Source organism: Streptomyces sp. NPDC003943 (assembly GCF_053605265.1).
Genome location: NZ_JBSGIW010000006.1, coordinates 65,240 through 89,761, shown reverse-complemented (window position 1 = coordinate 89,761; position 24,522 = coordinate 65,240). Strand labels below are relative to the sequence as shown.

Sequence of the window (24,522 nt, the reverse complement as noted above, 5' to 3'; positions counted from 1 at the left end):
GGCTAGGTGGGGGGCCCGTCCGCGCGAAGGGTCAGCGCCAGATCGTCTGCACGGAGTCGAACTGGACCCAGGTGATCGGGCTGCTCGTGTTGGCGCCGAAGACGCTGACCGAGCCGGTCGGGTTGATCTCGAAGCGGCAGGCGTTGATGCCCTGGCTGTTGTTGCGGGGCACGGCGGCGCGGACGTAGCCGGTGGGCGGGGTGAAGCCGTCGGGCAGCCGGCCGACCTTGGCGTCGCCGGTGAGGCTGCAGGTGACCAGGCCGCGGGCCTGGAGGAAGACGGTGCCGGCGATGGTGACGAGGCGGACCTCGGGCGTGGCGCCGGCGCTCGGGGTGATCCCGGTCTCCAGGACGAGCGGCGTCCAGGCACCGGCGTCGACGGTGCCGGTCACGGCGGCCGCCGGGGTGGCGGCGGCGAGGCCGCCGGCGGTGAGCGCGGCGGGCAGGGCGAGGGCCGCGCCGAGGACGCTGCGGCGGTTGTGGGACATGCGACTCCTTGAGGTGGGGAAGGTCTAGCGCCAGACGGCGCTGAAGTTGTCGAGCTGCGCCCAGGCGATCGGGTTCGTGGTGCGTCCGCCGAACAGCCGCACCGCGCGGTCGCTGCCGATCTCGACGCGGGCGACGGCGGGGCCGCCGGCCGCGTTGTCACGGGGCACGGTGGCGCGGGCGGTGATGCTCGGGGTGAGCGGGTCGGGCAGGGTGCCGAGGACCGTGTCGGCGGTGAAGGGGCCCGCGACCCCGCCGGAGAGCTGGAGCACGGTGGTGCCGGCGAGGCTGATCAGACGTGCCTGCGGGGCGTTCTGATCGGGCGTCACGCCGGTGGCCAGGACGATCGGCTGCCAGTCGGTGAGGACCTTCACGCCGTCGGTCTCGGGGGCCCCGGACAGCGACAGGATCGTGCAGGTGCGCGGGCCGGGGTCCTCGCAGGCATAGCCGAAGTGGAGGTGCGGGACGCCGTCGCGGACGGAGACCGCCATGCCCTCCGGCTCGCGCCATTCAAGGCCGGGTGCGGCGGTGACGAACTGCCGGTCGAGCTGGTTGCCGGTGGCCCACTCGAAGGCGGTGAGGTAGGTGTTTCCGGGCAGCGGGACCTTGGCCAGGGACTGGCCCTGGAGGGTGTAGAGGACGCCGGCGTGGGACGTGTACCCCTGGAAGTCGACGCCCTCGGGCGGCAGCACGGGGGTGATCCGCTGGAGCGGCTGCCATGCCCCGGCGGCCGCCTGCGCGAGGTCGTAGCGCTCGTAGCAGGTGGCGCCGCCGAGTCCGAAGCGGAGCACGAGCTCGTTGGCGCCGTGGTCGACGGTGGGGGTGATCCACCGGGCGGCGGGGTCGGGGGTGTAGGGCTGGGTGTGCCGCGGGGTGTCGTAGTCGACGACGTCGCCGTCCGCGTACGAGAAGCTGGTCACGGCGGTGCCGAAGCCCTCGTTCTTGCTGTTGGGCGTGGAGGCCGTCTCGGTCCACAGCCACACGGCCCCGCCGCGGTTCTCCACGCCGAGGTTGACGCCGTGTCCGAAGCCGCGCAGGTACATGTGCCCGAGGATGGCGCCGGCCGGGCTGAGCCGGGTCAGGCACAGGTCGCCGTTGCTCAGCCGGGTGGCCCAGTCGGGGGCGGTGGTCTCACCGGGCAGCAGGATGCCGCCGTCCATGATCTGGAGGGTGTAGACGTCGGCGGTGACGGGGTCGAAGGCGAACGACTGCATGACGGTGCCGTTCTGCAGCGGGCGCCGGTGGAGCAGTTTGCCCACCGGGCCCGCGATGTCTATCTGTCCTGGGATGGTGACGCTCAACGGCGCGCTCCTCGACGACTCGGCTGGCGATCTGTTCATGCCCGTTCATGATCGAACCGCGTCAGTCTGCCAAACCTCCTCCTCGACCGACAGGAAACGGGTCTGCGGACTTCCCGCGAGCGCGGGCGAGTCGGCCGGCCGCGCCCAGACCCGGGCCGTGAGGAAGCCGAGGAAACGCTCGGCCTGCGCGGCCTCCGCGAAGCCGAGGTCGACCACCACCCAGGCCGGGTCGTCGACGGGGCGGCGGACGGAGTGGTGGAGCACGCCCGCCTCGGCGCGCGCGGCGGCGAAGGCGTCGAAGGCGCGCTTCCACACGGCGTAGTCGGTGATCGGGTGCTCGATGTGCAGGGTGATCATGACTCCTCCTCGTCTCCCGGGCGGTCTCCTCTCAGCGTGGGGCGGGGCGGCGCGGCGCCGGTATCCCAGATATCGGGGGATTCGCCCCGTACGCTCCACGCCATGCCCTCCCCCTCATCCCGGGCGTACGACCGGGCGTACGAGCGGATCGCGCGGGTCTGCGCGGCCGGCGGCGACCCGCGGGAGCTTCGGGTACGGCTGCTGCGCGAGCTGGGCGAAGTGCTCGCCTTCGACGCCTTCGCGTTCCTGCTGACCGATCCGGTGACGGAGGTCGGCTGCGCCCCGGTGGCGCGCGTCCCGGACCTCGCGGACCTGCCGCGGATCGTGCGGCTGAAGTACCTGACGCCGGTGAACCGCTGGACGCGGCTTTCCGGGGCCGCCGCGCTGAGCGGGTACGAGCCGGGGGCGCGGGGCCCGATGTGGGCGGAGGCGCTGGGTCCGCTCGGGGTGCGGGACCTGGCGTCGGTGGTCTTCCGGGACCGCTACGGCTGCTGGGGCTTCCTGGACCTGTGGCGGTACGAGACGGAGGCCGGCGCCTTCGGATCCGCCGAGCTGGGCTTCCTGGACCGGATCGCCGGCCCCGTGACGGAGGCGCTGCGCGCGGGACAGGCGGCGACCTTCACGGCCCGGCCGCCCGGCGCGCTCCGGCCCGGCCCCCTCGTGCTGCTGCTCTCGCCGGGGCTGCGGGTGCGCGGCCGGACGCCCGGCTCGGACACGTACCTCGCCGGACTCCTGCCGCCGAGGGAGGGCGAGGCCCCGGTGCCGGCCGCCGTCTACAACGTCGCGGCCCAGCTCCTCGCCCGCGAGGCCGGCGTGGATCAGCGTCCGCCGCGCGCCCGGGTCCATCTCGCCGACGGGCTGTGGCTGACCCTGCGCGCGGCCCGGATCGGCGACGAGGAGAAGGAGCCGGCGGCGGACCGGGAGATCGCCGTGACCATCGAGGAGTCGACCCCGGCGGAACGGCTTGACGTCTTCTGCCGGGCGTACGGTCTGAGCGCGCGCGAGACCGGACTCCTCGGGCTGCTCGCGGAGGGTTCCGACAGCCACGCGCTCGCCGGGAGCCTCCACCTGTCCGAGCACACGGTCCAGGACCATCTGAAGTCGGTCTTCGCCAAGACCGGCACGCACAGCCGGCGGACGCTGCTCGCACGGGCGCTCGGCACGTAGGAGTGATGAGGCCCCCGTTTCCGCCCGTCCCCGTGCGGGGTGCCGGCCGGCCGCGCATGATCGAAGCATGTCCCAGGTCACCACCACCGACCTGTACGAGGTCACGATGGCGCTCTCGTACCTGCGGGAGGACATGCGCGCACCGGCCACCTTCAGCCTGTTCGTGCGCGAGCTGCCGCCGGGCCGCGGGTTCCTCGTCGCCGCCGGCCTCGAACCGGCCCTCGACTACCTCTCCCGCTTCCGGGTGGGCCGCGCCGACGTGCAGGAGTTCGCCGAGGTGCTGCGCCGGCCCGTCGAGGACCTCGAACCACTGCGCGGCCTCTCCTTCGAGGGGCAGGTCCGGGCGGTGCCCGAGGGACGCCTCGTCCTGGCCGGTGAGCCGCTCCTGGAGGTGACCGCGCCGCTGCCGCAGGCGCAGCTGGTGGAGACGTATCTGCTCACCCTGGTCTGTCACCAGACGGCGGTGGCCTCCAAGGCGGCCCGGTGCGTGCTCGCCGGCGCCGGGCGCCCGCTGGTGGACTTCTCGCTGCGCCGAGCCCATGGGGCCGAGGCCGGCATGCAGGCGGCGCGGCTCGGTGCCCTGGTCGGCTTCGCGGGCACCAGCAACGTCGCCGCCGCCCACCGCTACGGCATCCCGGCGGCGGGCACCATGGCGCACTCGTACGTGGAGAGCTTCCCCTCGGAGGAGGCGTCCTTCCGCGCCTTCGCCCGCACCCATCCGGGGCCGGTGACCTTCCTGGTCGACACCTACGACACGGACCGCGGGGTGGCGACGGCCGCGCGCGTGCTGTCCGACCTGGGGCTCGGGCCGGGGTGCGCGATCCGTCTCGACAGCGGCGACCTCGGCGCGCAGGCCCGCCGGGCGCGGGCCGCACTGGACGCGGCGGGCCTCGGGGACGTACGGATCATCGTGAGCGGCGGTCTGGACGAGTACGCCGTCGACCGGCTGGTTCGGGACGGGGCGCCGGTGGACGCGTACGCGGTGGGGACGAAGGTCGGCACGGCCGCCGACGCGCCCTATCTGGACGCGGCGTACAAGCTCGTCGAGTACGACGGGCGGCCGGTGATGAAGCTGTCGGCGGCGAAGGCGACGGCGCCGGGCCCGAAGCAGGTCTTCCGCGGGGCGGGCACGCGGGATGTGATCGGCCTGGCGAACGAAGAGCCGCCCGAGGGCACCGAGCCGCTGCTCACGACGGTGATGAGCGGCGGTCTTCGCACCGGGCCGCCGGACACCCTGGCGGCGGCCCGCGCCCGCTTCGAGGCGGATCTCGCCGCGCTTCCGGAGGAGGCCCGGCGCCTCGCGGACCCGGTGGCCCCCGCGCCGGAGGTGTCGGCTCGCCTCACCGCCCTGACCAGCGTCGTACGGCACCGGATGGGGAGCCGGACCGGCGCCGGGCGCGGTGAGCCGGGCTGAGGTGCGGGTCCGAGGGAGGAGCGTGGCCGGATGACGTGGGTGCTGTCGCTGGTGGGAGCGGCCCTGGTGCTGATCGTGCTGCGCGACGTCTTCCACACGCTGTGGCACCCGACCCGGCACGGCGGGCTCAGCCGGCTGGTGATGCGGTCCGTGTGGCGGCTGTCGTCCCGGATCGAGGACCGCACGCGGCCGGCCGGTCTCGCGGGACCGACCGGCATGATGATCGTCGTCGCCATCTGGGCGCTCCTCGTGGCCGTCGGCTGCGCGCTGATGTACTGGCCGCACATGCCGGAAGAGTTCTCGTACTCCGCCGGGCTCGCCCCCGGCTCGCACGCGGGTCCGCTGGACGCGCTGTACGTCTCCCTCGTCACCCTGGCCACCCTGGGCCTCGGCGACATCGTGCCGACGTCGGGCTGGCTGCGCGTGCTCGCCCCGATGGAGGCCCTGGTGGGCTTCGCCCTGCTGTCCGCGACCGTCGCCTGGATCCTGGGCGTCTACCCGGCCCTCGCCCGGCGCCGGGCGCTGGCCCTGCGCCTGTCCCATCTGCGCCGCAGCCGCGCCACCGGCCGGGCCCTGGACACCGACGGCAGCGCCGCCCTGCTCGATGCCCTGGCCTCGGCCGTCGCGGTCGTCACGGTCGACTTCCTCCAGTACGCCGAGTCGTACTACTTCTACGACGGCGAGGAGCACATCGCGCTGCCCGCCCAGCTCACCTATGCCACCGGCCTGGCCGATCAGGCCACCCGGGCACATCACCCGGACGTCCGGGTGTCCGGGGCGGCGCTGCGGACGGCCCTGGACGACCTGGCCGCGGTGCTCGACGCGCGATTCCTGCGGACGGGCGAGGACCCGGCGGGTGTCTTCGCGGCGTACGCGGCCGACCACGGGCGCTGACGCGGCGGGCAGGGAGGCCGGGTAGGGCCAGGCAGGAAAGAACGAGGAGGAGGGGCCCATCCGCTTCTCGCGGATCCTGATTGTGCGGTGCACGGCTCGAAGCCGCTTCTCCGCGTCCTCTCGGAAGGGGACCCCTCCTCACCCTCAGCAAAGCACCGGTCGGCGTCCGGCGCCACACTGTGCGTCCGGCTCAGTCCTCGGGCAACCGCTCCAGCGCGGCGACCACGTCGGTACGGCGCGCGACCTCCGTGAGGGCGCGCCAGCACCGAGCCCGGCTCCCGGGCCGCGACCACGAGCCCCCCTCTTTGACTTCGCAGGAAAGTTCCCAGAGGGTTTTCGAGGAGCGATGATTCCGTTTCGGCAGCCCTGAAATGACTGCCTCCGCACAGAGGAAGAAGGCCAGGTGAGCACGATGCGCCGTCGGATCGCCGCGGCCCGCACCCCCGCCGGCCCGATCCGCCTCGTCGGCAGTCGCGACGCCCCGCTTTCCCTCGCCGAGGTGTCCGCGGCCGTCGGCGACGTCGCCGTGATCGCGGCCGTCTCCCGCCCGCACCGCGCGGACGCGTTCGCCGCCTGCGAGCGCCTGGTCGAGGACCTGAAGCACGAGGTGCCGATCCGGAGGCACCAGCTCTTCGCGGACGGCGAAGCGGAGCGGGTGGGCGCATGCTGACGGCCCGCCAGGCGCGGCACACGCGTGCTGTACACCGACTGTGTCCCGTTCGCGCCGTCCGCTCGCCGCGGTGACCGGGCCCGCCCGGCGCCGGTCGGCCGCCCGCATGCGGCGCGCGCTCTCGCCACGGGGCGCGCTCGCCCTGCAGAGCGTTGACGGCGCCCTGTCCTTCGCCCTGCGCGCGGCGGCGGCGATGGCCTTGCCGGCGGTTCCGCTCGCCCTGGCCGGCCGGGCCGACGCGGCCGTCTACGCCATGCTGGGCTCCTTCACCACCACGTTCGGCCGCAACCTGCCCTACGGCCCGCGGGCCCGGGTGCTCGCCCTGGTGGCCGTGGCGATGACGGCCTGCGTCGCCGGCGGTTCCGCGCTCGGCGCCTGGGCTCGGCCCCAGGACGGAGGAGCGGGCGCCGCGCTGGTCGTCACGGCGACGGCCCTGGTGGCCGGGGCCGCCAAGTTCGCCTGCGACGCGGCCCGGCTGAGCGGCCTCGGGGCCGTCCTGCTGCTGTTCTCCTTCGCCGTCGCGGCGAACGGCTCACCGGACCCGTCCGACGTCCTGCCGCACACGGGCCTGGCCGCGTTGGGCGCGGCCGTGGCCTGGCTGCTCGGCGTGTCCGGCCGGTTCGTGCATCCGGACCGGCCGCAGCGCCTCGCCGTCGCCGCCGCGCTCCGCGAGCTCGCGGACCTGCTACAGGCGGTCGCCGCGGGCGAGGGCCACGGGCTCGCCCGGCACCGGGCGACCGCTGCCGTGCTGGCGGCGTACCGGACGCTCGGCCTGCTCCCTCCTACGGCCGCCGAGCGGGGCGGCCGCGGCGACACCTGCGTCCGTCTGACCGATCTCTCCTGGTCGCTGCTCATCGGCTCGGCCCGCCGCCCTCCGGACGACCCCACCGGCCTGGCGGGGCGGCTGCGCCTCCAGGTCCGCCTGCTGGTGCGCCGCCGGGCCGGGCAGCGGGAGCTGCCCGAGCTGTCGCAGGCGTCCGCGGCCGGGCGCGGCAACGCACCCTCCGCCACGGGCCACGATCCGGCACCCGCCCGCCCCGCCGACGAACTGCGCGCGGCGGAACTCCTCGCGGGCCGCGCCCACGGACACACGGCGGTCCTTCTGGTGCCCGCCCTGCGGATGGTCCTCGGCACCGGCCTGGCGGGCGGGGCGGCCCTCGCTCTGGGACTCGGCCACGGCTATTGGGCGGCGATCTCGGCCGCGGCCGTGCTGCACTCGATCAATGTGCGCACGGCGGCGCAGCGAGCCGTGCAGCGCACCCTGGGCACGATCGCCGGCCTGATCCTCGCGCTGGGCATCCTGGCCAGGCACCCCGGCCCCCTGGTGCTGGTCCTCGTGGTCGTGCTCCTGGAGTTCCTGCTGGAGTACGTCGTGGCCCGCAACTACGGACTCGGCGTCGTCTTCCTCACTCCGCTGGCGCTGCTGCTCAGCGACCTCGCCGCGCCCGCGCCGGCCGGGACCCTCGTCCAGGACCGGGCCCTGAGCAGCCTCCTTGGCATCGCCGTCGCGCTGCTCTGCGCGCTCGTGGTGGTGCACGACCGGGCGGCGCTGCGGGCGAAGCGCGCGCTGACCGCGTGCACCGAGGCGTCCGGGCGGGCCGAGCGGGCGCTGGCGGACCGCGACGAGACGTCCTTCCCGCACGCCCAGACGCGCCTGGCGGCCGCCGTGGTGGAGCTGCGCGAGGCCGACGACGCGGCGGCGGGCGAACTCTGGCCCGCGGAGATCGACCCCACCGAACTGGCCGCCGCGGAGCAGCGCGCGTACCTCCTGCTCGAACGGCTCGTACGGGGGCGCTGACGCCGCGTACGAGCCGCTCGAAGGCGTCGGTATCAGGCAGCCGGGCTGATGGTCACCTTCAGGTGCTTCATGATCGGCTGGTCGCTCTGCGTGCTGTAGTCGCCCAGCGCGCAGAGCACGTTCATCTCCGGCATGTAGCCCGCCGCACAACCTCTCGGAATGTCGTACGGGACCGCGAGATAGCCGTGGAGACGGCGCCGTCCGCCGTCCCTGGCCGTGCTCGTGATGTCGACGGGCGCCATGTCCTCGATACCGCGCTCGCGCATGTCGGCACGGTTCATGAAGACCAGGGTGCGAAGGTTCCTGATGCCGCGATAGCGGTCGTTGTCCGAGTAGATCGTGGTGTTCCACTGGTCGTGCGAACGCATCGTGCCCAGCGCCAGCGTGCCCGGCTCCGGCACCACGTCGGGCAGCCGCGCGGTCGAGAACTCGGCCTTCCCCGAGGGGGTGAGGAATACCAGTTCCCGGGCCGGCTGCTTGATCCGGAAGCCCAGCGGCAGCCGCACCCGCCGGTTGAAGTCCTCGAAGCCGTCGAGTGCTCTGGCCATGGTGTCGCGGATGCGGTCGTAGTCCTCGATGTACCACTCCCACGGCGTCTCGCTGTCCGGCAGCGCCGCGCGGGCCATGCCCGCGATGATCGCCGGCTCCGACAGCAGGTGCGGCGAGGCGGGCCGCTTCATGCCGACCGACAGGTGCACCATGCTCATCGAGTCCTCGACCGAGGTGCTCTGGACGCCCCGGCGCTGGTGGTCCTTCTCGGTGCGGCCGAGACACGGCAGGATCAACGCCTGGCGCCCGTGCACGATGTGACTGCGGTTCAGCTTCGTGCTCACCTGCACGGTCAGCTCGCACGTCCGCAGCGCCGCGTACGTGACCGGGGAGTCCGGCGCCGCGAGCGCGAAGTTGCCGCCCATGCCGACGAACACCTTGACTGCGCCGTCCCGCATCGCCTTGATGGTGCCGACCGTGTCCAGGCCGTGCTCGCGCGGCGGGTCGATCCGGCAGACCCGGGCCAGCCGGTCCAGGAACTCGGGGCTGGGCCGGTGGTCGATCCCGCAGGTCCGGTTGCCCTGGACGTTGCTGTGGCCGCGTACGGGAGAGGGGCCGGCCCCTTCGCGTCCCAGGTTGCCGCGCAGTAGCAGCAGGTTGACGATCTCGCGGACGGTGTCCACGCCGTGCTCGTGCTGGGTGAGCCCCAGGCACCAGCTGACGATGCTGCGGTCGGCCTCCGCGTACGTCCGAGCCGCCTTGAGCACGTCCTCGCGGCTCAGTCCCGACTGGTGCTCGATCTCCTCCCACGACGTGCCCTCGCACAGCGCGCGGTACTCGTCGAAGCCCTGGGTGTGGCGCTCGATGAACTCCTGGTCCAGCGCCTTCGGGTCGGTGACCGCCTGCTCCATGATCGCCTTGGCCATCCCGCGCAGCAGCGCCATGTCGCCGCCGATGCGTGGCTGCAGGTTCAGCGTGCTGGTCTTCGTCGAGTGGAGGGTGGCCATGTCGCGGAAGTCGTGCGGGATGATGGCGCGCGTGGCCGCCGCCTCGATCAGCGGGTTGACGTGCACGATCCGCGCGCCGCGGTGGTACGCCTCCGCGAGCGCGGTCAGCATCCGGGGCGCGTTGGACGCGGCGTTGACGCCGAAGATGAACAGCGCGTCGGCGGTCTCCCAGTCCTTGAGGTCGACCGTCCCCTTGCCGGTGCCCAAGGATGCCTGCAGGGCCCGGCCGCTGGCCTCGTGGCACATGTTGGAGCAGTCCGGCAGGTTGTTGGTGCCCAGCTCGCGGGCCATCAGCTGGTACAGGAAGGTCGCCTCGTTGCCGAGCCGGCCCGAGGTGTAGAACGCCGCCTCGTTCGGGTTCTCCAGCTCGCGCAGAGTGCGGCCGACCAGCTCGAAGGCGTCCTTCCAGCCGATCGGGACGTAGCGGTCCGAGTCCGGCTCGTAGACCATCGGCTCGGTCAGCCGGCCCTGGTCCTCCAGGTCGTAGTCGCTCCACTCGGCCAGCTCGGTCACCGTGTGCGCGGCGAAGAACTCCCGGCCGACCCGCTTGCTGGTCATCTCCCAGGTGACGTGCTTGATGCCGTTCTCGCAGATGTCCAGATGGAGACCCTTGGTGTCGTCCGGCCAGGCGCAGCCCGGACAGTCGAACCCGGTGTTCTCGTGGTTCATCTTCATGATCGCCCGGGGCCCGTCCAAGGGCAGGGCGCCCTCGCGCAGCATGAACCGGGTCACGCTCTTCGCCGCGCCCCAGCCGGCGGCGGGGCGGTGGTACGGGTGGAACTCCGGGTCCCCCTGGGGAACGGGGCCGACACGGGGTTCCAGAGCGGCTTCCGGCTCGTCCTTCTCGACGGTCACGGCACTCAACCCTTCCCAGCGGAGGCACACGGGCGCGCGAGGGTGGACCTACGGCACCTTCGAGCAGGCTAAGTCCGCCGCTCGGGCCCCGCCATCCGGCCGCGTCGCCGCCCCGGCGCCGCCCGCTGCCCGCCGCCGGATCAGGCGCCGGGTCCGGTCAGCGGCGGACGCGGGGCATGCCGAGGCCGATCCAGGAGATGATCTCGCGCTGGATCTCGTTGTTGCCGCCGCCGAAGGTGAAGATGACGGCGGAGCGGTAGCCGCGTTCGAGTTCGCCGTGCAGGACCGCGCCGGCCGAGCCCTCCTTCAGCGCGCCGGCCGAGCCGGTGACCTCCATGAGCGAGGCGTAGGCGTCGCGGCGGGCCTCGGAGCCGTACACCTTGACGGCGGAGGCGTCCTGCGGGGTGAGGGTGCCGTGCTGGACGGCGTTCACCATCTGCCAGTTGAGCAGCTTCATCGCGTCGAGGCGGGCGTGGGTGCGGGCCAGGGTGCGGCGGACCCAGCCGAGGTCGAGGACGCGGCGGCCGTCGGCGAGCTTGGTGCCGGCGGCCCAGCGCTGCACGTCGTGCAGGGCGCGGATGGCCATGGTGCCGTGGGCGGCGAGGGTGACGCGCTCGTGGTTGAGCTGGTTGGTGATCAGCCGCCAGCCCTTGTTCTCGTCGCCGACGCGGCGGGAGCAGGGCACGCGGATGTTCTCGTAGTAGCTCGCGGTGGTGTCGTGGGAGGCGAGGGTGTTGATGATCGTGCAGGAGTAGCCGGGGTCGTCGGTCGGCACGAGCAGCATGGTGATGCCCTTGTGCGGCGGCGCGGCGGGGTCCGTGCGGACGGCGAGCCAGACCCAGTCGGCGGTGTCGCCGTTGGTGGTCCAGATCTTCTGCCCGTTGACCAGGTAGTGCCCGGTGGTCTCGTCGCCCTCGCGGACCGCGCGGGTCTTCAGGGCGGCCAGGTCGGTGCCGGCGTCGGGCTCGCTGTAGCCGATCGCGAAGTCGATCTCGCCGGAGAGGATCCGGGGCAGGAAGTACGCCTTCTGCTCGTCGGTGCCGAACTGCATGATCGTCGGGCCGACGGTGTTGAGGGCCATCAGCGGCAGCGGTACGCCGGCCTGGGCGGCCTCGTCGAAGAAGATGAACTGCTCCATGGGCGTGAGCCCGCGGCCGCCGTACTCGGTCGGCCAGCCGACCCCCAGCCAGCCGTCGGTGCCGAGACGGCGCACGGTCTCGCGGTAGAAGCGCTTCTGGGCGGCGGGGTCGGCGTATCTGGCGTGGACGTCCTCGGGGACGAGCTCGGCGAAGTAGGCCCGCAGCTCGGCGCGCAGGCGGTGCTGGGCGGGCGTGTACTCGAGGTGCATGGCGTCTCCCGTGGCTCGGGCTCGGGGCGTGCGGCGGCCACGGTAGAACGTGTTCCAAAAATGCGGAAGGCCCGTGCACCGGCCGGTGGGGTGACACGGCAGGTGGCGCACGGGCCCTTCCGCCCCGCTGGGCGGGAGACGGCGATATCGGGAGTGTGGAGCGTCAGGGGAGGAGTTCGTCCATGCAGGCGCGGGCCCCCTTCTCCGCCATGCGGCGCTCCGCCCAGGCAAGGCTCTTCTTGTTCACGTCACGCCCCGAGGCCAGGATCAGGTCCTCGGCCGTGAACTCGCCCTCGGACCCGGCGTGCAGCAGCCTGTCGGGTGTCGGGCTGTCCCCCCTCAGCGTCTTGGACGTCTTGTCGGCTTCTCCGTTCATGCCGCCTCCTCGTGTTCCGCACGCTTCTGCAGGCACTCGCCATTCTCGCGGCCGGGTCCCGGTCCCGCACGTCGGTGCGGTGCCGAGCCGCGCCGAAGACCCGGCCGCTCGCCCCGCGCACAGCCCCGGTCACCCTCGGCGACGAGTGGTCTGGTCAGACCCGGTGTGGGCGGTGAGGGGGCGGATCCCGGCGCCCGCCGGGCCCTGGGCGACGAGACGGGCGTGACCCAACGCCTCGTCCAGGTCGGCCAGTTCGATCGCTGGTCCGAGGAAGGAGACGAGCGGTGCGGGCAGCGCCGGCCGCGCCGAGGGGCGGCGCGGCCGCTCGCCCGCCGACAACTCCTCGTACGGGGACCGCCGAGGGCGGCTTCGCGGTCGTCGGCGGCGGACGCCTGGGCGGGTCCGCGGATGCGGTGGGGCGGGGGCGGCTGTGCCCGGCCATTCTGCCGAATACGCCCGTGTGGGCGTGTCGCCGCCATGGCGTCCGGGGGGTGCCGGTTCGACAATGGGGAGGATGACCGATGACGAGCTGAGCGCGCACGGCGGCGAGATCAGGCCGGCCGAGCGCCTCGCCATGAACCGCACCGGCAGCTTCGACTGGGACCTCGACACCGGCACCATCGATGTCGACGACGCGGGCCTGCTGGTCTTCGGCCTTGCCCAGGCCGACTTCGACGGGCGGCCCGCGACGCTCGTCCGCGGTCTCGACCCGCAGGAGCGGGCCCGTCTGGAGGGCGTGGTCCGGCACGCCATCACCGGCGGCGAGAACTCGTACTCGGCACACGTGCGGCTGGAGGCGGCCGACGGGACACCCCAATGGACGCATGTCCAGGCCCGCATCCTGCGCCGCGACGACGGGCGGGCGCACCGGATCGTGGGGATCGCGCGGGACGCGACGGCCGAGGTGACGCACTCGGCGTTCCTGCTGGACCTGGAGAAGCGCCGCGAGGTGCAGACGAGCATCGTGGAGCGGACGACGCACGCGCTGTCACGGGCGGTCACCGTGGACGACGTGACGGCCTCGCTGACCGGCCCCGGCGGGCTGGCCCGGCTCGGTGCCGACGGGCTGGCCCTCGGCCTGGCGGAGAACGGCTCGCTCAACCTCATCGCGCTCAGCGGCGAGTCCATGGAGGCCTTCGACGACTTCCGCAGCCGCCGCCTGGACCGGGGCCTGCCGCTCGCGGAGACGGTGCTGAGCGGGCGGCCGCGGTTCGTGTCCTCGTTCCAGGACCTGGGCCGGGACTTTCCCGAGCTGGCCCCGTACGTGCTGCGGATGCCCTTCCGGTCGGCCTGTTATCTGCCGCTGATCGCGCAGGCCCGGGCGCTGGGCGGGATGGCGCTGTTCTACCGGCGGCCCAGTTCGTTCAAGGCCGACGAGCGCAATCTGCTGCTCGGTCTGGCGGCGATCGTGGCGCAGTCGCTGCAGCGGGCGATCCTCTTCGACGAGGAGCGCGAGCTGGCGACCGGGCTGCAGGCGACGATGCTGCCGCGCCGGATCCCGCAGATCAAGGGCGGCGAGATCGCGGTGCGTTACCACGCGGCGTGGAGCGGACGGCAGGTCGGCGGCGACTGGTACGACGTGATCCCGCTGCCGCGCGGGCGGGTCGGGGTCGTCGTGGGCGACGTGCAGGGCCATGACACGCACGCGGCCGCGATCATGGGCCAGCTGCGGATCGCGCTGCGGGCGTACGCGGGCGAGGGCCACTCCCCGTCGACGGTGCTCGCCCGGGCCTCCCGCTTCCTCGCCGAGCTGGACACCAATCGCTTCGCGACCTGCACGTACGCGCAGGTGGACCTGGCCGGCGGCACGGTGCGCGGGGTGCGGGCCGGTCATCTGGGGCCGCTGATCCGGCACACGGACGGGCGGGTGGGCCGGCCGAAGCTGCGCGGCGGGCTGCCGCTGGGACTCGCCACGGTCTTCGGGGACGAGGAGTTCCCGGAGACCCGGCTCGACCTGGTGCCGGGCGAGACGCTGGTGCTGTGCACGGACGGGCTCGTCGAACAGCCGGGCACGGACATCGAGAGGGGTTTCGACGCGCTCGCGGCGGCGGTGAGCAGCGGCCCGCCGCAGGCGGAGGCGCTCGCGGACCACCTCTCCGAACGGCTGTGGGAGCGCTGGGGCTCGGGCGACGACGTGGCGCTGCTCGTGCTGCGCCGCACCCCCGATCCGGGCACGCCCCGCGCTCCGCGCATCCACCAGTACATCCACCAGGCCGATCCGCAGGGCCTGTCGGACGCCCGGGCGGCCGTGGGCCAGGCGCTCGTCGACTGGGGCATGCCCGAACTCTCCGACGACGCCGAGCTGTTGACCGGTGAGCTGCTGGTCAACGTGCTCCTGCACACCGAGGGCGGCGCCGTCCTCACCCTGGAGGTGCTGCCGGAGCCGGTGCGCCGGGTGCGGCTCTCGGTGCAGGACCGGTCGAGCGCCTGGCCGCGGCGGCGCACCCCGGGCGAGGCGGCGACGTCGGGGCGCGGGCTGCTCCTGATGGACGCGATCGCCGCGCGGTGGGGCGTGGAGCCGCGCGGCGAGGGCAAGGCGGTGTGGTGCGAGATCGGGCCCGCGCCGTCGAACGGCCCCGCCGACGGTGTCCCCGTCGGTTCGGACTGAGCGAAGGGCGGTGCGGCCGATGGACCCGGTGGCGGCCCTGGACCGGATCGCGTTCCTCCTGGAGCGCGCGCAGGCGCCCACGTACCGGGCCCGTGCCTTCCGTACGGCCTCCGCGGCCCTGACGGCCCTCGGCCCCGACGAGGTGGCGCGGCGCGCGGCCGCCGGCACCCTGAAGAACGTCAAGGGCATCGGGCCGAAGACGGCGGCCGTGGTGCACGAGGCGCTGGCCGGGCGGGTGCCCGAGTACCTGGACCGCCTGGAGAAGGAGATCCCGGTCCCGGAGGCCGCCGGCGGTCAGGCGCTGCGGGCCGCGCTGCGCGGCGACTGCCACATGCACTCGGACTGGTCGGACGGCGGCAGCACCATCGAGGACATGGGCGGCACCGCGGCCCGAATCGGCCACGAGTGGACCGTTCTGACGGACCATTCGCCGAGCCTGAAGGTGGCGCGCGGGCTGTCGCCCGACCGGCTGCGCGAGCAACTCGACGTGGTGGCCCGGCTGAACGAGCGGTGGGCGCCGTTCCGGCTGCTCACCGGCATCGAGTGCGACATCCTGGAGGACGGCTCCCTCGACCAGGAGCCCGAGCTCCTCGACCGGCTCGACGTGGTGGTGGGCTCGGTGCACTCCAAGCTCCGGATGGACTCCCGGGCGATGACCCGGCGGATGGAGCGCGCGGTGCGCAATCCTCTGATGGACGTCCTCGGTCACTGCACCGGCCGCCTGGTCAGCGGCGGCCGGCTGCGCCCCGAGTCGGAGTTCGACGCCGAACGGGTCTTCGCGGCCTGCGCGGAGTCCGGCACGGCGGTCGAGATCAACAGCCGCCCGGAGCGCCTCGACCCGCCCCGCCGGCTGCTGCGCGAGGCGGTGGCGGCGGGCGTGTACTTCGCGATCGACACGGACGCGCACGCGCCGGGCCAGCTGGGGTGGCAGATCCTGGGCTGCGCACGGGCGGAGGAGTGCGGAGTGCCGGCGGAGCGGGTGATCAACACCTGGCCGGCGGAGACCCTTCTGGCGTGGACGCGGGGCTGAGCCGCTACGGGCCGGCCGCTCGACCAGGACGGGTCCGGCCCGACGTCAGTACGGCACAGGCCGCGGCCGTCAGGAGTCCGCCGGCGAGGAACGTGGCCCGCACGTCGGCGTGCGGCAGGATCAGGCCGCCGAGCGCGGCTCCGGCGGCGATGCCGGCGTTGTAGGCGCCGGAGTTGGCGGCCAGGGCGAGGTCCGTGCGGTCGGGGGCGCAGTGGAGCATGGCGTGCTGGGTGGCCATGAAGACGGGGCCCAGGGCGGCGCCGGTGAGCAGCAGGAAGAGGACGGCGGTCGTGGGGCGGTCGCCCGCCGCGGACAGGCCGAGCAGGCCGGCCGCCTGGGCGCCGACGGCGGCGGTGAGGACACCGCGCGGGTAGCGGTCGAGGAGGGCTCCGGTGAGGGTGACTCCGGCCAGGCAGGCGGTGCCGAAGGCCGTGAGGAGCACGCCGATGGTGCCCGGACGGAATCCGCTGACGTCGCCGAGGAAGGGCACGAGGTACGTGTATCCCGCGAACGCCCCGGTGGCGGAGAGGGTTCCGGCCGCGAGCACGGTGGCGAAGCGGCGCCGGTCGGGTCGCGTTCCGTAGGCCGCGGGTTCCGTTTCGGGGCGCGAGGTCGGCAGAAGGACGGCGACGACCAGCAGGGAGACGAGCCCGAGGCCCGCCACGACCGCGACCGGCACCGGCCAGCCGCCGTGCCGGCCCAGCCAGGTCCCGGCGGGCACCCCGGCCACCAGGGCGAGCGAACCGGCCATGGACAGCGCACCGACCACCCGCCCCCGCACCCGGGCCGGGTAGAGGCCCACCGCGACCGGCCCCATCACGGCCCAGAACAGCGCCTGGGCGAGCGCGGTCACCAGTCGGGCGGTGAGCAGCAGCCCGTACGAATCGGCGAGCGCCGCGGCCAGGCTGGAGGCGACGAGCGCGGCGAGCAGGCCGGTGAGGACGTGTCGGCGGGGCATGGCCCGCACGGCGTGGGCGAGCGGCAGCGACGCGACGGCCACGGTGAGGCCGTAACCGGTCACGAGGAGGCCGACCGCCGGCACGGACACGCCGAGGTTCGCCGCGATGACCTCCAGGAGCCCGATCGGCAGGTTCTCGGCGGTGTTGAAGGTGAAGGCGGCCAGCATCAGCGCGCCGAGCACCGCCGCCCGTCGCCACGCCGCCGTCGGCCGCCGGAGATGCCCGGTTCCGGCACTGACCCTGGTCCCGTCCATGGGACCAGCCCACCGGCCGCGCCGGTCCCGCCGCAACCGAATTCGGCGGGCGGGGGGCGGGTCAGGCGCGCTGCCAGACCGTGGTCGCGTTGCAGAACTCGCGGATGCCGTGCCCGGACAGCTCGCGCCCGTACCCGGAGCGCTTCACGCCGCCGAACGGCAGCGCGGGGTGGGAGGCGGTCATGCCGTTGACGAAGACGCCGCCCGCCTCCAGGTCCCGGACGAAGAAGGCGATGTCCTCGTCGTTGCGGGTCCAGACGTTCGAACTGAGGCCGAAGGGCGAGTCGTTGGCGACGGCGACGGCCTCCTCGATGTCGGCGACCGGATAGAGGGTGGCGACCGGGCCGAAGGCCTCCTCGCGGTGGATGCGCATGGCCGGGGTGATGCCGGTGAGGACGGTGGGCTGGTAGAACCAGCCGCGCGGGAATCCGTCCGGGCGGCTGCCGCCGCACAGCACGGTCGCGCCGACGGAGACGGCGTCGTCGACGAGGGCCTCCAGGTCGGCGCGGCCCTGTTCGGTGGCGAGCGGGCCGACGTCGGTGTCGTCGTCGAGCGGGTCCCCGACGGTGAGGGCGTTCATGGCTGCGGTGAAGCGCTCGGCGAAGTCGTCGTAGACGGCCTCGTGGATGATGAACCGCTTGGCGGCGATGCAGGACTGGCCGTTGTTCTGGACGCGGGCGGTGACGGCGGTCTTGACGGCCCGGGGCAGGTCGGCCGAGGGCATCACGATGTACGGGTCGCTGCCGCCGAGCTCCAGGACCGTCTTCTTCACCTCGTCCCCGGCGATGGCGGCGACGGAGCGGCCGGCCGGTTCGCTGCCGGTGAGGGTGGCGGCCGCGACGCGGGGGTCGCGCAGCACCTCCTCGACGGCGCCGGAGCCGATCAGCAGCGTCTGGAAGCAGCCTTCGGGGAAGCCGGCGCGACGGAAGAGGTCACCGAGGTAGAGGGCGGTCCGCGGCACGTTGGAGGCGTGCTTGAGGAGACCGGTGTTGCCGGCCATCAGGGCGGGCGCGGCGAACCGGATCACCTGCCAGAGCGGGAAGTTCCACGGCATGACGGCGAGGATCGGGCCGAGCGGCCGGTAGTGCACCCGGGCCAGGTCGGCGCCCGAGTCCTGGACGTCCCGCTCGGCCGGCTGCTCGTCGGCCAGCAGCGCCTCCGCGTTCTCCGCGTACCAGCGCATGGCCTTGGCGCACTTGGCCGCCTCGGCGCGGGCCGCGACGATCGGCTTGCCCATCTCGGTGGTCATGGTGCGGGCGATGTCCTCGGCGTCCTCGTCGAGCAGCGCCGCGGCGGCGCGCATCAGCCGGGCGCGCTCGGCGAAGGAGGTGGTGCGGTACTGGCGGTACGCCTCGTGGGCGGCGCCGATGCGCCGCTCGACCTCCGCGGGCCCGTGGGCCTCGTACGTACGCAGCGTCTCGCCGGTCGCCGGATTCACGGTGGCGATGCCCATGTCGTCTCCTCGTGGCCTGGAGCCCCTCGCGCGCGGTCTCCCCCACGGTCAACGTCTCGCGGACCGGGCCCGGCCGCAATCGGGGCGGGACGGCGGGGTGACCGGCGGTCGCCTCAGGCGCGGCGGGTCACCCAGCGCAGGGCGCCGTCGAGGTGGGCGCGGAAGGCGGGATCGGCGTACGACTCCGGGGTGTGGCCGAGCGCGGTGAACAGCACCCGGCCGCGGCCGGGCACGGCCTCCCGGCACCACACCAGGGGGTGGTCGGCGCCCAGTGTGCCGCCGCGGTAGCTGGTCTCGTCGGCGCGGGCGAGGACGTGCACGCCGGTGGCCCGTGGATTGGCGGTGAAGTTGTACCACTCGTCGGTCCACTCCCAGCGGGCCGGCAGCGCGGCCGTCGCCGGGTGGTCGTGGTCGTCGACGGAGACGGCGCCGGGCTGGAGCTCGGGGTGGCCGTCGAAGCGGGTGCCGAGCAGCTCGCCGTAGAAGGGCCAGTCGGGTTCGGCGTTGGCCGCCGCGTGCACCGCGAGGACGCCGCCCCCGCCCCGTACGTACGCCTCGAACGCGGCCCGGCCCGCGTCGGTGAGCACGGTGCCGGTGGTGGAGAGCAGGACGACGGCGGCGCAGCGGGCCAGCCGGCCGGGCGTGAAGGCGGCGGGGTCCTCGGTGGTCTCGGCGGTGAGGCCGATGGCGCGGGCGAGTTCGGCGAGGGCGGCGGCGCCGGCGGGGATGGAGTCGTGGCGGTAGCCGGCGGTGCGGGTGAAGACGAGGACGTCCACGGTGTCACCGGTGTCGCTGCTGGGCACGTTGTGCTCTCCCCTGCCTGTCGATGAGCGCCGTGTCAGTAGGCGCGTGGTGATGAGGCACCGCGCCAGCAAGCGCTTTCCCCCTGTCCGGCCCGACCGTAGCCAGCGAAAACGCCGCGCCGCAAGGCCCGCCCCTGCGGCAGACTGCGCCGATGGACCTGCTTCCCCGGCCGCGCCGCGCCCTCGCCCATGTCTCCGCCCGTGCCACCGGCGGCCCGCTCGACCCCGCCCTGCGGGTGACGCTCAACTTCCATCCCACCTTCCTCTCCCGCCTCGCCGAGGACGGCGTCTACCGCTCGCAGTTCGTCACCGGCACCAGCAACGGCGGGCTCACCGCGCACCCCGGCGGCGACCGCTGGCGCTGGGAGAGCCGGATCTTCGGGGGCGCGTACGACGACGCCCCGGCGCACGAGCGGCCGGTGTACGGCGCGCTCGACCACCGGCGCCGCCCCTTCGGTGCCGCGCCGCGCTTCGGCTCCGCGCATCTGCGGCTCGGCGCGGCCACGCTGTCCCGGACCACCTTCTGCTATCCGGACAGCGTCCTGGAACCGACCGACTTCGGCGTCGTGGAGCGGACGGCGCCGCTGATCGCGCTCGCGCTCGCCGACGCCCGGGACGCGCTCGACGACTACGTGGAGGCGCAGGTGCACGGGCCCGTCGACCTCGCGCGGGACGTGGAGGCGCTGGTCCTGGACCCGTCGTTCCGGGGCACGGAGGTGGAGGCGGCGGCCCGGGCGCTGCCCTGTCCGGTCGAGTGGCACGGCGGCTTCCGGCTGTCGGTGACGGAGCTGCGGCGGCATCCGGAGTACCGGGGGGCCGCGTTCGTGGAGCTGGGCGCGGCCATGGCCGCGGACGGGTGGCTGGACGCGCGGATCGTGCAGGAGGCGGCGGAGTCGGGGCGGTACGACCGGCAGGACGTGAAGCGGGTGTGGCACCTGCTCGCCCGGTTCGGGGCGCCCGGCGCGCAGGAGGCCGAGTCCGGGGGCGGGGTGGGTCGGCCGCTTCCGCTTGAGCGGTGAGGTCATTGTCGTATCGGATACACCTCTGTATCTTTTGGCGCGCCCGCACACCCGATGCCGCCGGAGGTCTCCATGAGCACCCTGCCGCCCGCCCTCGCCGCCGCCGTCGGCCCCCTGCCGGAGGGCGTGACGCTGCCGCTGCCGCCGCGCTTCGACTCGGTCGAGGAGGAGCGGCAGCACCGCAAGGAGCAACTGGCCGCCGGCTTCCGGATCTTCGGCCGGTTCGGCTTCTCCGAGGGCGTCGCCGGACACATCACGGTGCGCGACCCGGAGGACCCCGACACCTTCTGGGTCAACCCGTTCGGCATGAGCTTCAGCCAGATCAAGGTCTCCGACCTGATCCGCGTCGACCACGACGGCCGGGTGCTCGACGGCCGGCGCCCGGTGAACCGGGCCGCCTTCGTCATCCACTCCAAGGTCCACGCGGCCCGGCCGGACGCGATCGCCGCCGCGCACTCGCACTCGCTGCACGGCAAGGCGTTCTCCAGCCTGGGCGTGCCGCTCGACCCGATCACCCAGGACGCCTGCGCCTTCTTCGAGGACCACGGGATCTACGACGACTACCGCGGCGTCGTCAACGAGCTGGAGGAGGGCGAGCGCGTCGCCAAGGCGCTCGGCGCGTACAAGGCGGTCATCCTCAAGAACCACGGCCTGCTCACGGTCGGTCAGTCGGTCGCCGAGGCGGTGTGGTGGTTCGTCACGATGGAACGCTCCTGCCAGGCCCAGCTGTTGGCGATGGCCGCCGGCACCCCGCAGCTCATCGACCGCGAGACGGCGCTGCTCACCCGCGGCCAGGTCGGCACGCCGCTGGCGGGATGGTTCCAGGCCCGTCCGCTGTGGGACCGGATCACGGCCTCGGACCCGGACCTCTTCGACTGAGGCTGAAAGGCTTACGGAGTCGGCAGATCCGACGACACCGGGCGGGTGGCCGCCTCCAGCAGCGGGGCCAGGAAATCCCGTTCGAGGCTGCCCGGGGGCAGCTCGCCCGGTTCGACGTAGCTCTGGGCGAGGCCGCCCTCCCGCAGGGCCACGATCAGGCGGGCGAAGCGGTCGGCGTCCACGGTGAGTTCACGGCCGGCGCGGCCGAGGACAAGTTCCAGGCCGCGGGCGAGTTCGGCGCGCAGCCGGGCCTCGTGGCGGGCGAGCGCCCGGGCCGCCCGGGGGTCGCGGATGGCGTGCAGGGTGAACTCCATGCTGACCAGGTACCAGTCGCGCTCGTCCGGCTCGACCCGCGCGGCGAGTTCGGCGAGCCGCTCCAGGGTGTACTCCTCCGGCGCGAGCGCGTCGATCGACTCGGCGAGCCGGCGCACGATCCCTTCGCCGTGCTCGTCGAAGAGGGCCAGGAAGAGCTCCTCCTTGCTGGCGAAGTTCGAGTAGTAGGCGCCGCGCGTGAACCCGGCGCGCTCGCAGATCTGCTCGATCGACACCGCGTGGAAGCCGTGCTCGGCGAAGGTCTCCAGGGCCGCCCGCAACAGGGCCGCGCGGGTGCGGGGACGGCGCTTGGTGACACCTTTCGGCACGGGTGGCTCCTCCTTCGGGCCCCCGCCCGGGCGGCCGGGGGGTCGGTCGGCCGCCCACGATACCGGCGGCCAGCCCGGGCGAGGTCCGGCCGCCGACGATAGGATTCACGCATGGGAGAGCGGCCCGTCGCGCCCGCCGCACCCGAACTGGTCCTCGAGATCAACGGGGACGCGACCGTCATGAACCCGGGTCGCGTCTATCGCATCGGACGCGACCCCACCAGCGACTTCGTGCTGGCAGACGCCCGGGCGTCCTGGCACCACGCGGTGCTGCGCGCGGTCGACGACCACTGGACGCTCGAGGACGTCGGCAGCACGAACGGCACCTTCACCGACGACCACCGGGTGGGCCTCAGCATGGTCGGCCCCGGCACGGTCATCCGCTTCGGCCATCCCTCGGAGGGACCGATGGCGGTCCTGCTGGCGGCCGCGCCCCCGGAGCCCGTACGAGAACAGCCGCCGCCGGCCCCGGAGCCCGTACGAGACCAGCCGCCGCCGGCCCCGCACCCCGCACGACAGGAGCCGCCGGCCCCAGAGGCCGCACGTGCACAGCCGCCGGCCCCGGAGCCCGTACGGCAAGAGCCGCCGGCCGCGGAGCCCGTACGGGAGCGGCCCGCGCGCCCCGGGCCCGTACCGCCCGCATCCGTACCGCCCGGAGCCGCGCAGCCGCCACCGCGCCCCTCGTCCGTCTCGTATCCCGCCCTGACCGGCACCTTCCGGCAACCCACCTCCGTCCGTCCGCTGCCCGCGCACACCGTCCGCATCGGCCGCGCCTCCGACAGTGACCTGGTGGTCGACGACCTGACCGTCTCCCGGCGGCACGCGGAGCTGCGGGCCGCGCCGGACGGCACGTACTGGATCCATGACGTCGGCAGCCACAACGGCACCTTCCTCAACGGCCGCCCCGTCACCGAGGCGCGGGTGACGGCCGAGGACATCATCGGCATCGGGCACCACGCGTTCTGCCTCATCGGCGGGAACCTCGTCGAGTTCACCGACACCGGCGAGATCTCGCTCGACGTGCAGGAACTGGCCGTCACCGTCGACCACGGCCGCAAGACGCTGCTCGACGGGGTGTCGTTCCCGGTCGGGGAGAAGTGCCTGCTCGCGGTCGTCGGCCCGTCCGGCGCGGGCAAGTCGACCCTGCTCGGTGCACTGACCGGGCAGCGGCCGGCCGACCGGGGCACGGTGCTCTACGACGGCCGCGACCTCTACCGCGACTACGCGGAGCTGCGCCAGCGCATCGGCCTGGTACCGCAGGACGACATCCTGCACCTGCAGCTGACCGTGCGCCGGGCCCTCGGCTACGCCGCCGAGCTGCGCTTCCCCGAGGACACCGCGGCCGCCGAGCGGCGCGCCCGGGTCGACGAGGTCATCTCGGAACTGGGCCTGGAGGAGCGGGCCGGGCAGCCGATCCACAGTCTTTCCGGCGGTCAGCGCAAGCGGGTGAGCGTGGCCCTGGAGCTGCTGACGAAGCCCTCGCTGCTCTTCCTCGACGAGCCGACGTCCGGACTCGACCCGGGCATGGACCGCTCGGTCATGCACATGCTGCGCGGGCTCGCCGACGACGGGCGGACGGTCGTCGTCGTCACGCACAGCGTCCTCAGCCTGGACGTGTGCGACCGGCTGCTCGTCCTCGCGCCCGGCGGCCGGGTGGCCTACTACGGTCCGCCCGGCGACAGCCTGGACTTCTTCGGCTTCCCGCAGTGGCCGGAGGCCTTCGAGGCGTTCGAGAACGACCGGGAGCGGGACTGGGCGGCCCAGTACCGGGCCTCGCGCTTCCACCACCGCTACATCGAGGAGGCCACCGTACGGCCGCCGTCCGCACTTCCCGGGGCGGGCGCGCCGCTGCCGGGCGCGCCGATGGCGGAGGCCGCGCCGCCTCCGCCGCCGAAGGCGCAGAGCTGGGGTTCCCAGCTCCGGACCCTCGTACGGCGGTACGCGGCGGCCCTCTCCGCCGACCGGACCTTCCTGGCGATCATGGTGGCGCTGCCGTTCATCATGGGCGCGATGGCCCGTGCCCTGTCCGAGGGACGACTGGGCCCCGAGTCGACGTTGAACGTGCTGCTGATCCTCTGCGTCGGCGCCGTCCTGACGGGCGCGGCGAACGCGGTGCGCGAGCTGGTCAAGGAACGCAGCATCTACCGCCGCGAGAGAGCCGTGGGCCTGTCCCGCTCCGCGTATCTGATGTCCAAGGTGGTCGTCCTCGGGACCATCACCGTCGTGCAGGCGGTGGTGCTGACGCTGGTGGCGCTGATCGGCGTGCCGCTCGGCGCGCCCGACGGCAAGGGCGTGCTGATGCCGCCGCTGCTCGAACTGACGCTGGCCGTCGCGCTGCTCGCGTTCACGGCGATGATGCTGGGCCTGTTCGTGTCGGCGCTGGTGCGCAAGGAGGAGGTGACGATGCCGTTGCTCGTCCTCCTCGCGATCGTCCAGGTGGTGTTCTGCGGCGCGCTGCTGAGCGTGCGCGGCACTCCGGTCCTGGAGCAGCTGGCGTGGCTGGTGCCGTCGCGGTGGGCGTTCGCGGCGATGGGCGCGACGATCGACATCGGCGCGATCGTGCCGGGTGACAAGACGGCGGATCCGCTGATGCACCACACGGTCGGCGCCTGGCTGTTCGACATGGGGATGCTGGTGGTGCTGTGCCTGGTCCTCGGTCTCGTGGTGGCCAGGCTGCTGCGCCGGCACGAGCCGGTCGTGATGCGGAAGTAGGCG

Annotated in this window: 20 protein-coding genes and 1 pseudogene; 10 read left to right on the top strand and 11 right to left on the bottom strand. The window is 73.8% G+C overall.

Features of this window, described 5'->3' with window-relative positions; genetic code table 11:
* Window positions 1-31: 31 nt before the first annotated feature.
* The 3 genes from ACWEV0_RS04355 to ACWEV0_RS04345 are packed head-to-tail and all read right to left on the bottom strand — an operon-like array spanning window position 32 to window position 2,143.
* The gene (locus tag ACWEV0_RS04355) at window positions 32-487 is read right to left on the bottom strand and encodes a hypothetical protein (protein ID WP_453146333.1); all 456 of its coding nucleotides are present in this window, start codon (window positions 485-487) and stop codon (window positions 32-34) included.
* A gap of 24 nt (window positions 488-511) precedes the next feature.
* Window positions 512-1,786 carry a phage baseplate protein gene (locus ACWEV0_RS04350; protein ID WP_453146331.1) on the bottom strand — a complete coding sequence of 425 codons (1,275 nt, stop codon included), beginning with the start codon at window positions 1,784-1,786 and terminating at the stop codon, window positions 512-514.
* A gap of 45 nt (window positions 1,787-1,831) precedes the next feature.
* The gene (locus ACWEV0_RS04345; RefSeq protein ID WP_453146330.1) at window positions 1,832-2,143 is read right to left on the bottom strand and encodes a hypothetical protein; all 312 of its coding nucleotides are present in this window, start codon (window positions 2,141-2,143) and stop codon (window positions 1,832-1,834) included.
* A 102-nt stretch (window positions 2,144-2,245) separates the two neighbouring features.
* Here ACWEV0_RS04345 and ACWEV0_RS04340 point away from each other — a divergent pair, with 102 nt between their 5' ends.
* The 5 genes and pseudogenes from ACWEV0_RS04340 (at window position 2,246) to ACWEV0_RS04320 (ending at window position 8,086) form a co-directional block, all read left to right on the top strand.
* Window positions 2,246-3,310: a helix-turn-helix transcriptional regulator gene (locus ACWEV0_RS04340; protein ID WP_453146328.1), complete on the top strand. Its 1,065-nt coding sequence runs from the start codon at window positions 2,246-2,248 to the stop codon at window positions 3,308-3,310.
* Window positions 3,311-3,377: 67 nt separating this feature from the next.
* Entirely contained in the window at window positions 3,378-4,724 is a 1,347-nt protein-coding gene (locus ACWEV0_RS04335; RefSeq protein ID WP_453146326.1) for a nicotinate phosphoribosyltransferase, read from the top strand.
* A 30-nt stretch (window positions 4,725-4,754) separates the two neighbouring features.
* Complete coding sequence (locus ACWEV0_RS04330) at window positions 4,755-5,618, top strand: potassium channel family protein (RefSeq protein WP_453146325.1); 864 nt, start codon at window positions 4,755-4,757, stop codon at window positions 5,616-5,618.
* 508 nt (window positions 5,619-6,126) lie between these two features.
* Window positions 6,127-6,288, top strand: a pseudogene (locus ACWEV0_RS04325) (molybdenum cofactor biosynthesis protein MoaE); the annotation flags it as partial.
* A 106-nt stretch (window positions 6,289-6,394) separates the two neighbouring features.
* Window positions 6,395-8,086, top strand: coding sequence for an FUSC family protein (locus ACWEV0_RS04320; RefSeq protein ID WP_453146400.1), 1,692 nt, complete (start codon window positions 6,395-6,397; stop codon window positions 8,084-8,086).
* Between the two features lie 32 nt (window positions 8,087-8,118).
* On the opposite strand, the gene ACWEV0_RS04315 is transcribed toward ACWEV0_RS04320, so the two are convergent.
* The 4 genes from ACWEV0_RS04315 to ACWEV0_RS04300 all read right to left on the bottom strand — a co-directional run bounded on the left by ACWEV0_RS04315 (window position 8,119) and on the right by ACWEV0_RS04300 (window position 12,500).
* The gene (locus ACWEV0_RS04315) at window positions 8,119-10,437 is read right to left on the bottom strand and encodes an FdhF/YdeP family oxidoreductase (protein WP_453146323.1); all 2,319 of its coding nucleotides are present in this window, start codon (window positions 10,435-10,437) and stop codon (window positions 8,119-8,121) included.
* Between the two features lie 157 nt (window positions 10,438-10,594).
* Entirely contained in the window at window positions 10,595-11,785 is a 1,191-nt protein-coding gene (locus ACWEV0_RS04310; protein WP_453146321.1) for an acyl-CoA dehydrogenase family protein, read from the bottom strand.
* Window positions 11,786-11,948: 163 nt separating this feature from the next.
* Window positions 11,949-12,161: a hypothetical protein gene (locus ACWEV0_RS04305; RefSeq protein ID WP_451607215.1), complete on the bottom strand. Its 213-nt coding sequence runs from the start codon at window positions 12,159-12,161 to the stop codon at window positions 11,949-11,951.
* A 129-nt stretch (window positions 12,162-12,290) separates the two neighbouring features.
* Window positions 12,291-12,500 (bottom strand): hypothetical protein, encoded by a 210-nt coding sequence (locus ACWEV0_RS04300; protein WP_453146319.1) that lies wholly within the window; start codon window positions 12,498-12,500, stop codon window positions 12,291-12,293.
* 175 nt (window positions 12,501-12,675) lie between these two features.
* Between ACWEV0_RS04300 and ACWEV0_RS04295 the strand changes: the two genes are divergently transcribed.
* Window positions 12,676-14,769, top strand: coding sequence for a SpoIIE family protein phosphatase (locus ACWEV0_RS04295; protein ID WP_453146318.1), 2,094 nt, complete (start codon window positions 12,676-12,678; stop codon window positions 14,767-14,769).
* 19 nt (window positions 14,770-14,788) lie between these two features.
* Window positions 14,789-15,799, top strand: a complete 1,011-nt coding sequence (locus ACWEV0_RS04290; protein WP_453146316.1) for a PHP domain-containing protein — start codon at window positions 14,789-14,791, stop codon at window positions 15,797-15,799.
* Window positions 15,800-15,803: 4 nt separating this feature from the next.
* On the opposite strand, the gene ACWEV0_RS04285 is transcribed toward ACWEV0_RS04290, so the two are convergent.
* The 3 genes from ACWEV0_RS04285 to ACWEV0_RS04275 form a co-directional block, all read right to left on the bottom strand.
* On the bottom strand, window positions 15,804-16,925 hold the full coding sequence (locus tag ACWEV0_RS04285) for an MFS transporter (protein ID WP_453146398.1): 1,122 nt from the start codon (window positions 16,923-16,925) through the stop codon (window positions 15,804-15,806).
* A gap of 148 nt (window positions 16,926-17,073) precedes the next feature.
* Complete coding sequence (locus ACWEV0_RS04280) at window positions 17,074-18,465, bottom strand: NADP-dependent succinic semialdehyde dehydrogenase (RefSeq protein ID WP_453146314.1); 1,392 nt, start codon at window positions 18,463-18,465, stop codon at window positions 17,074-17,076.
* Window positions 18,466-18,578: 113 nt separating this feature from the next.
* Window positions 18,579-19,268: a ThuA domain-containing protein gene (locus tag ACWEV0_RS04275; RefSeq protein ID WP_453146312.1), complete on the bottom strand. Its 690-nt coding sequence runs from the start codon at window positions 19,266-19,268 to the stop codon at window positions 18,579-18,581.
* Window positions 19,269-19,420: 152 nt separating this feature from the next.
* Between ACWEV0_RS04275 and ACWEV0_RS04270 the strand changes: the two genes are divergently transcribed.
* Window positions 19,421-20,287, top strand: a complete 867-nt coding sequence (locus ACWEV0_RS04270) for a DUF3626 domain-containing protein (RefSeq protein ID WP_453146310.1) — start codon at window positions 19,421-19,423, stop codon at window positions 20,285-20,287.
* A gap of 72 nt (window positions 20,288-20,359) precedes the next feature.
* Window positions 20,360-21,166, top strand: a complete 807-nt coding sequence (locus tag ACWEV0_RS04265) for a class II aldolase/adducin family protein (protein ID WP_453146308.1) — start codon at window positions 20,360-20,362, stop codon at window positions 21,164-21,166.
* Between the two features lie 11 nt (window positions 21,167-21,177).
* On the opposite strand, the gene ACWEV0_RS04260 is transcribed toward ACWEV0_RS04265, so the two are convergent.
* Window positions 21,178-21,807: a TetR/AcrR family transcriptional regulator gene (locus ACWEV0_RS04260; protein WP_453146307.1), complete on the bottom strand. Its 630-nt coding sequence runs from the start codon at window positions 21,805-21,807 to the stop codon at window positions 21,178-21,180.
* Window positions 21,808-21,918: 111 nt separating this feature from the next.
* On the opposite strand from ACWEV0_RS04260, the gene ACWEV0_RS04255 reads away from it, so the two are divergent.
* Window positions 21,919-24,519, top strand: coding sequence for an FHA domain-containing protein (locus tag ACWEV0_RS04255; RefSeq protein WP_453146305.1), 2,601 nt, complete (start codon window positions 21,919-21,921; stop codon window positions 24,517-24,519).
* Window positions 24,520-24,522: the final 3 nt, after the last annotated feature.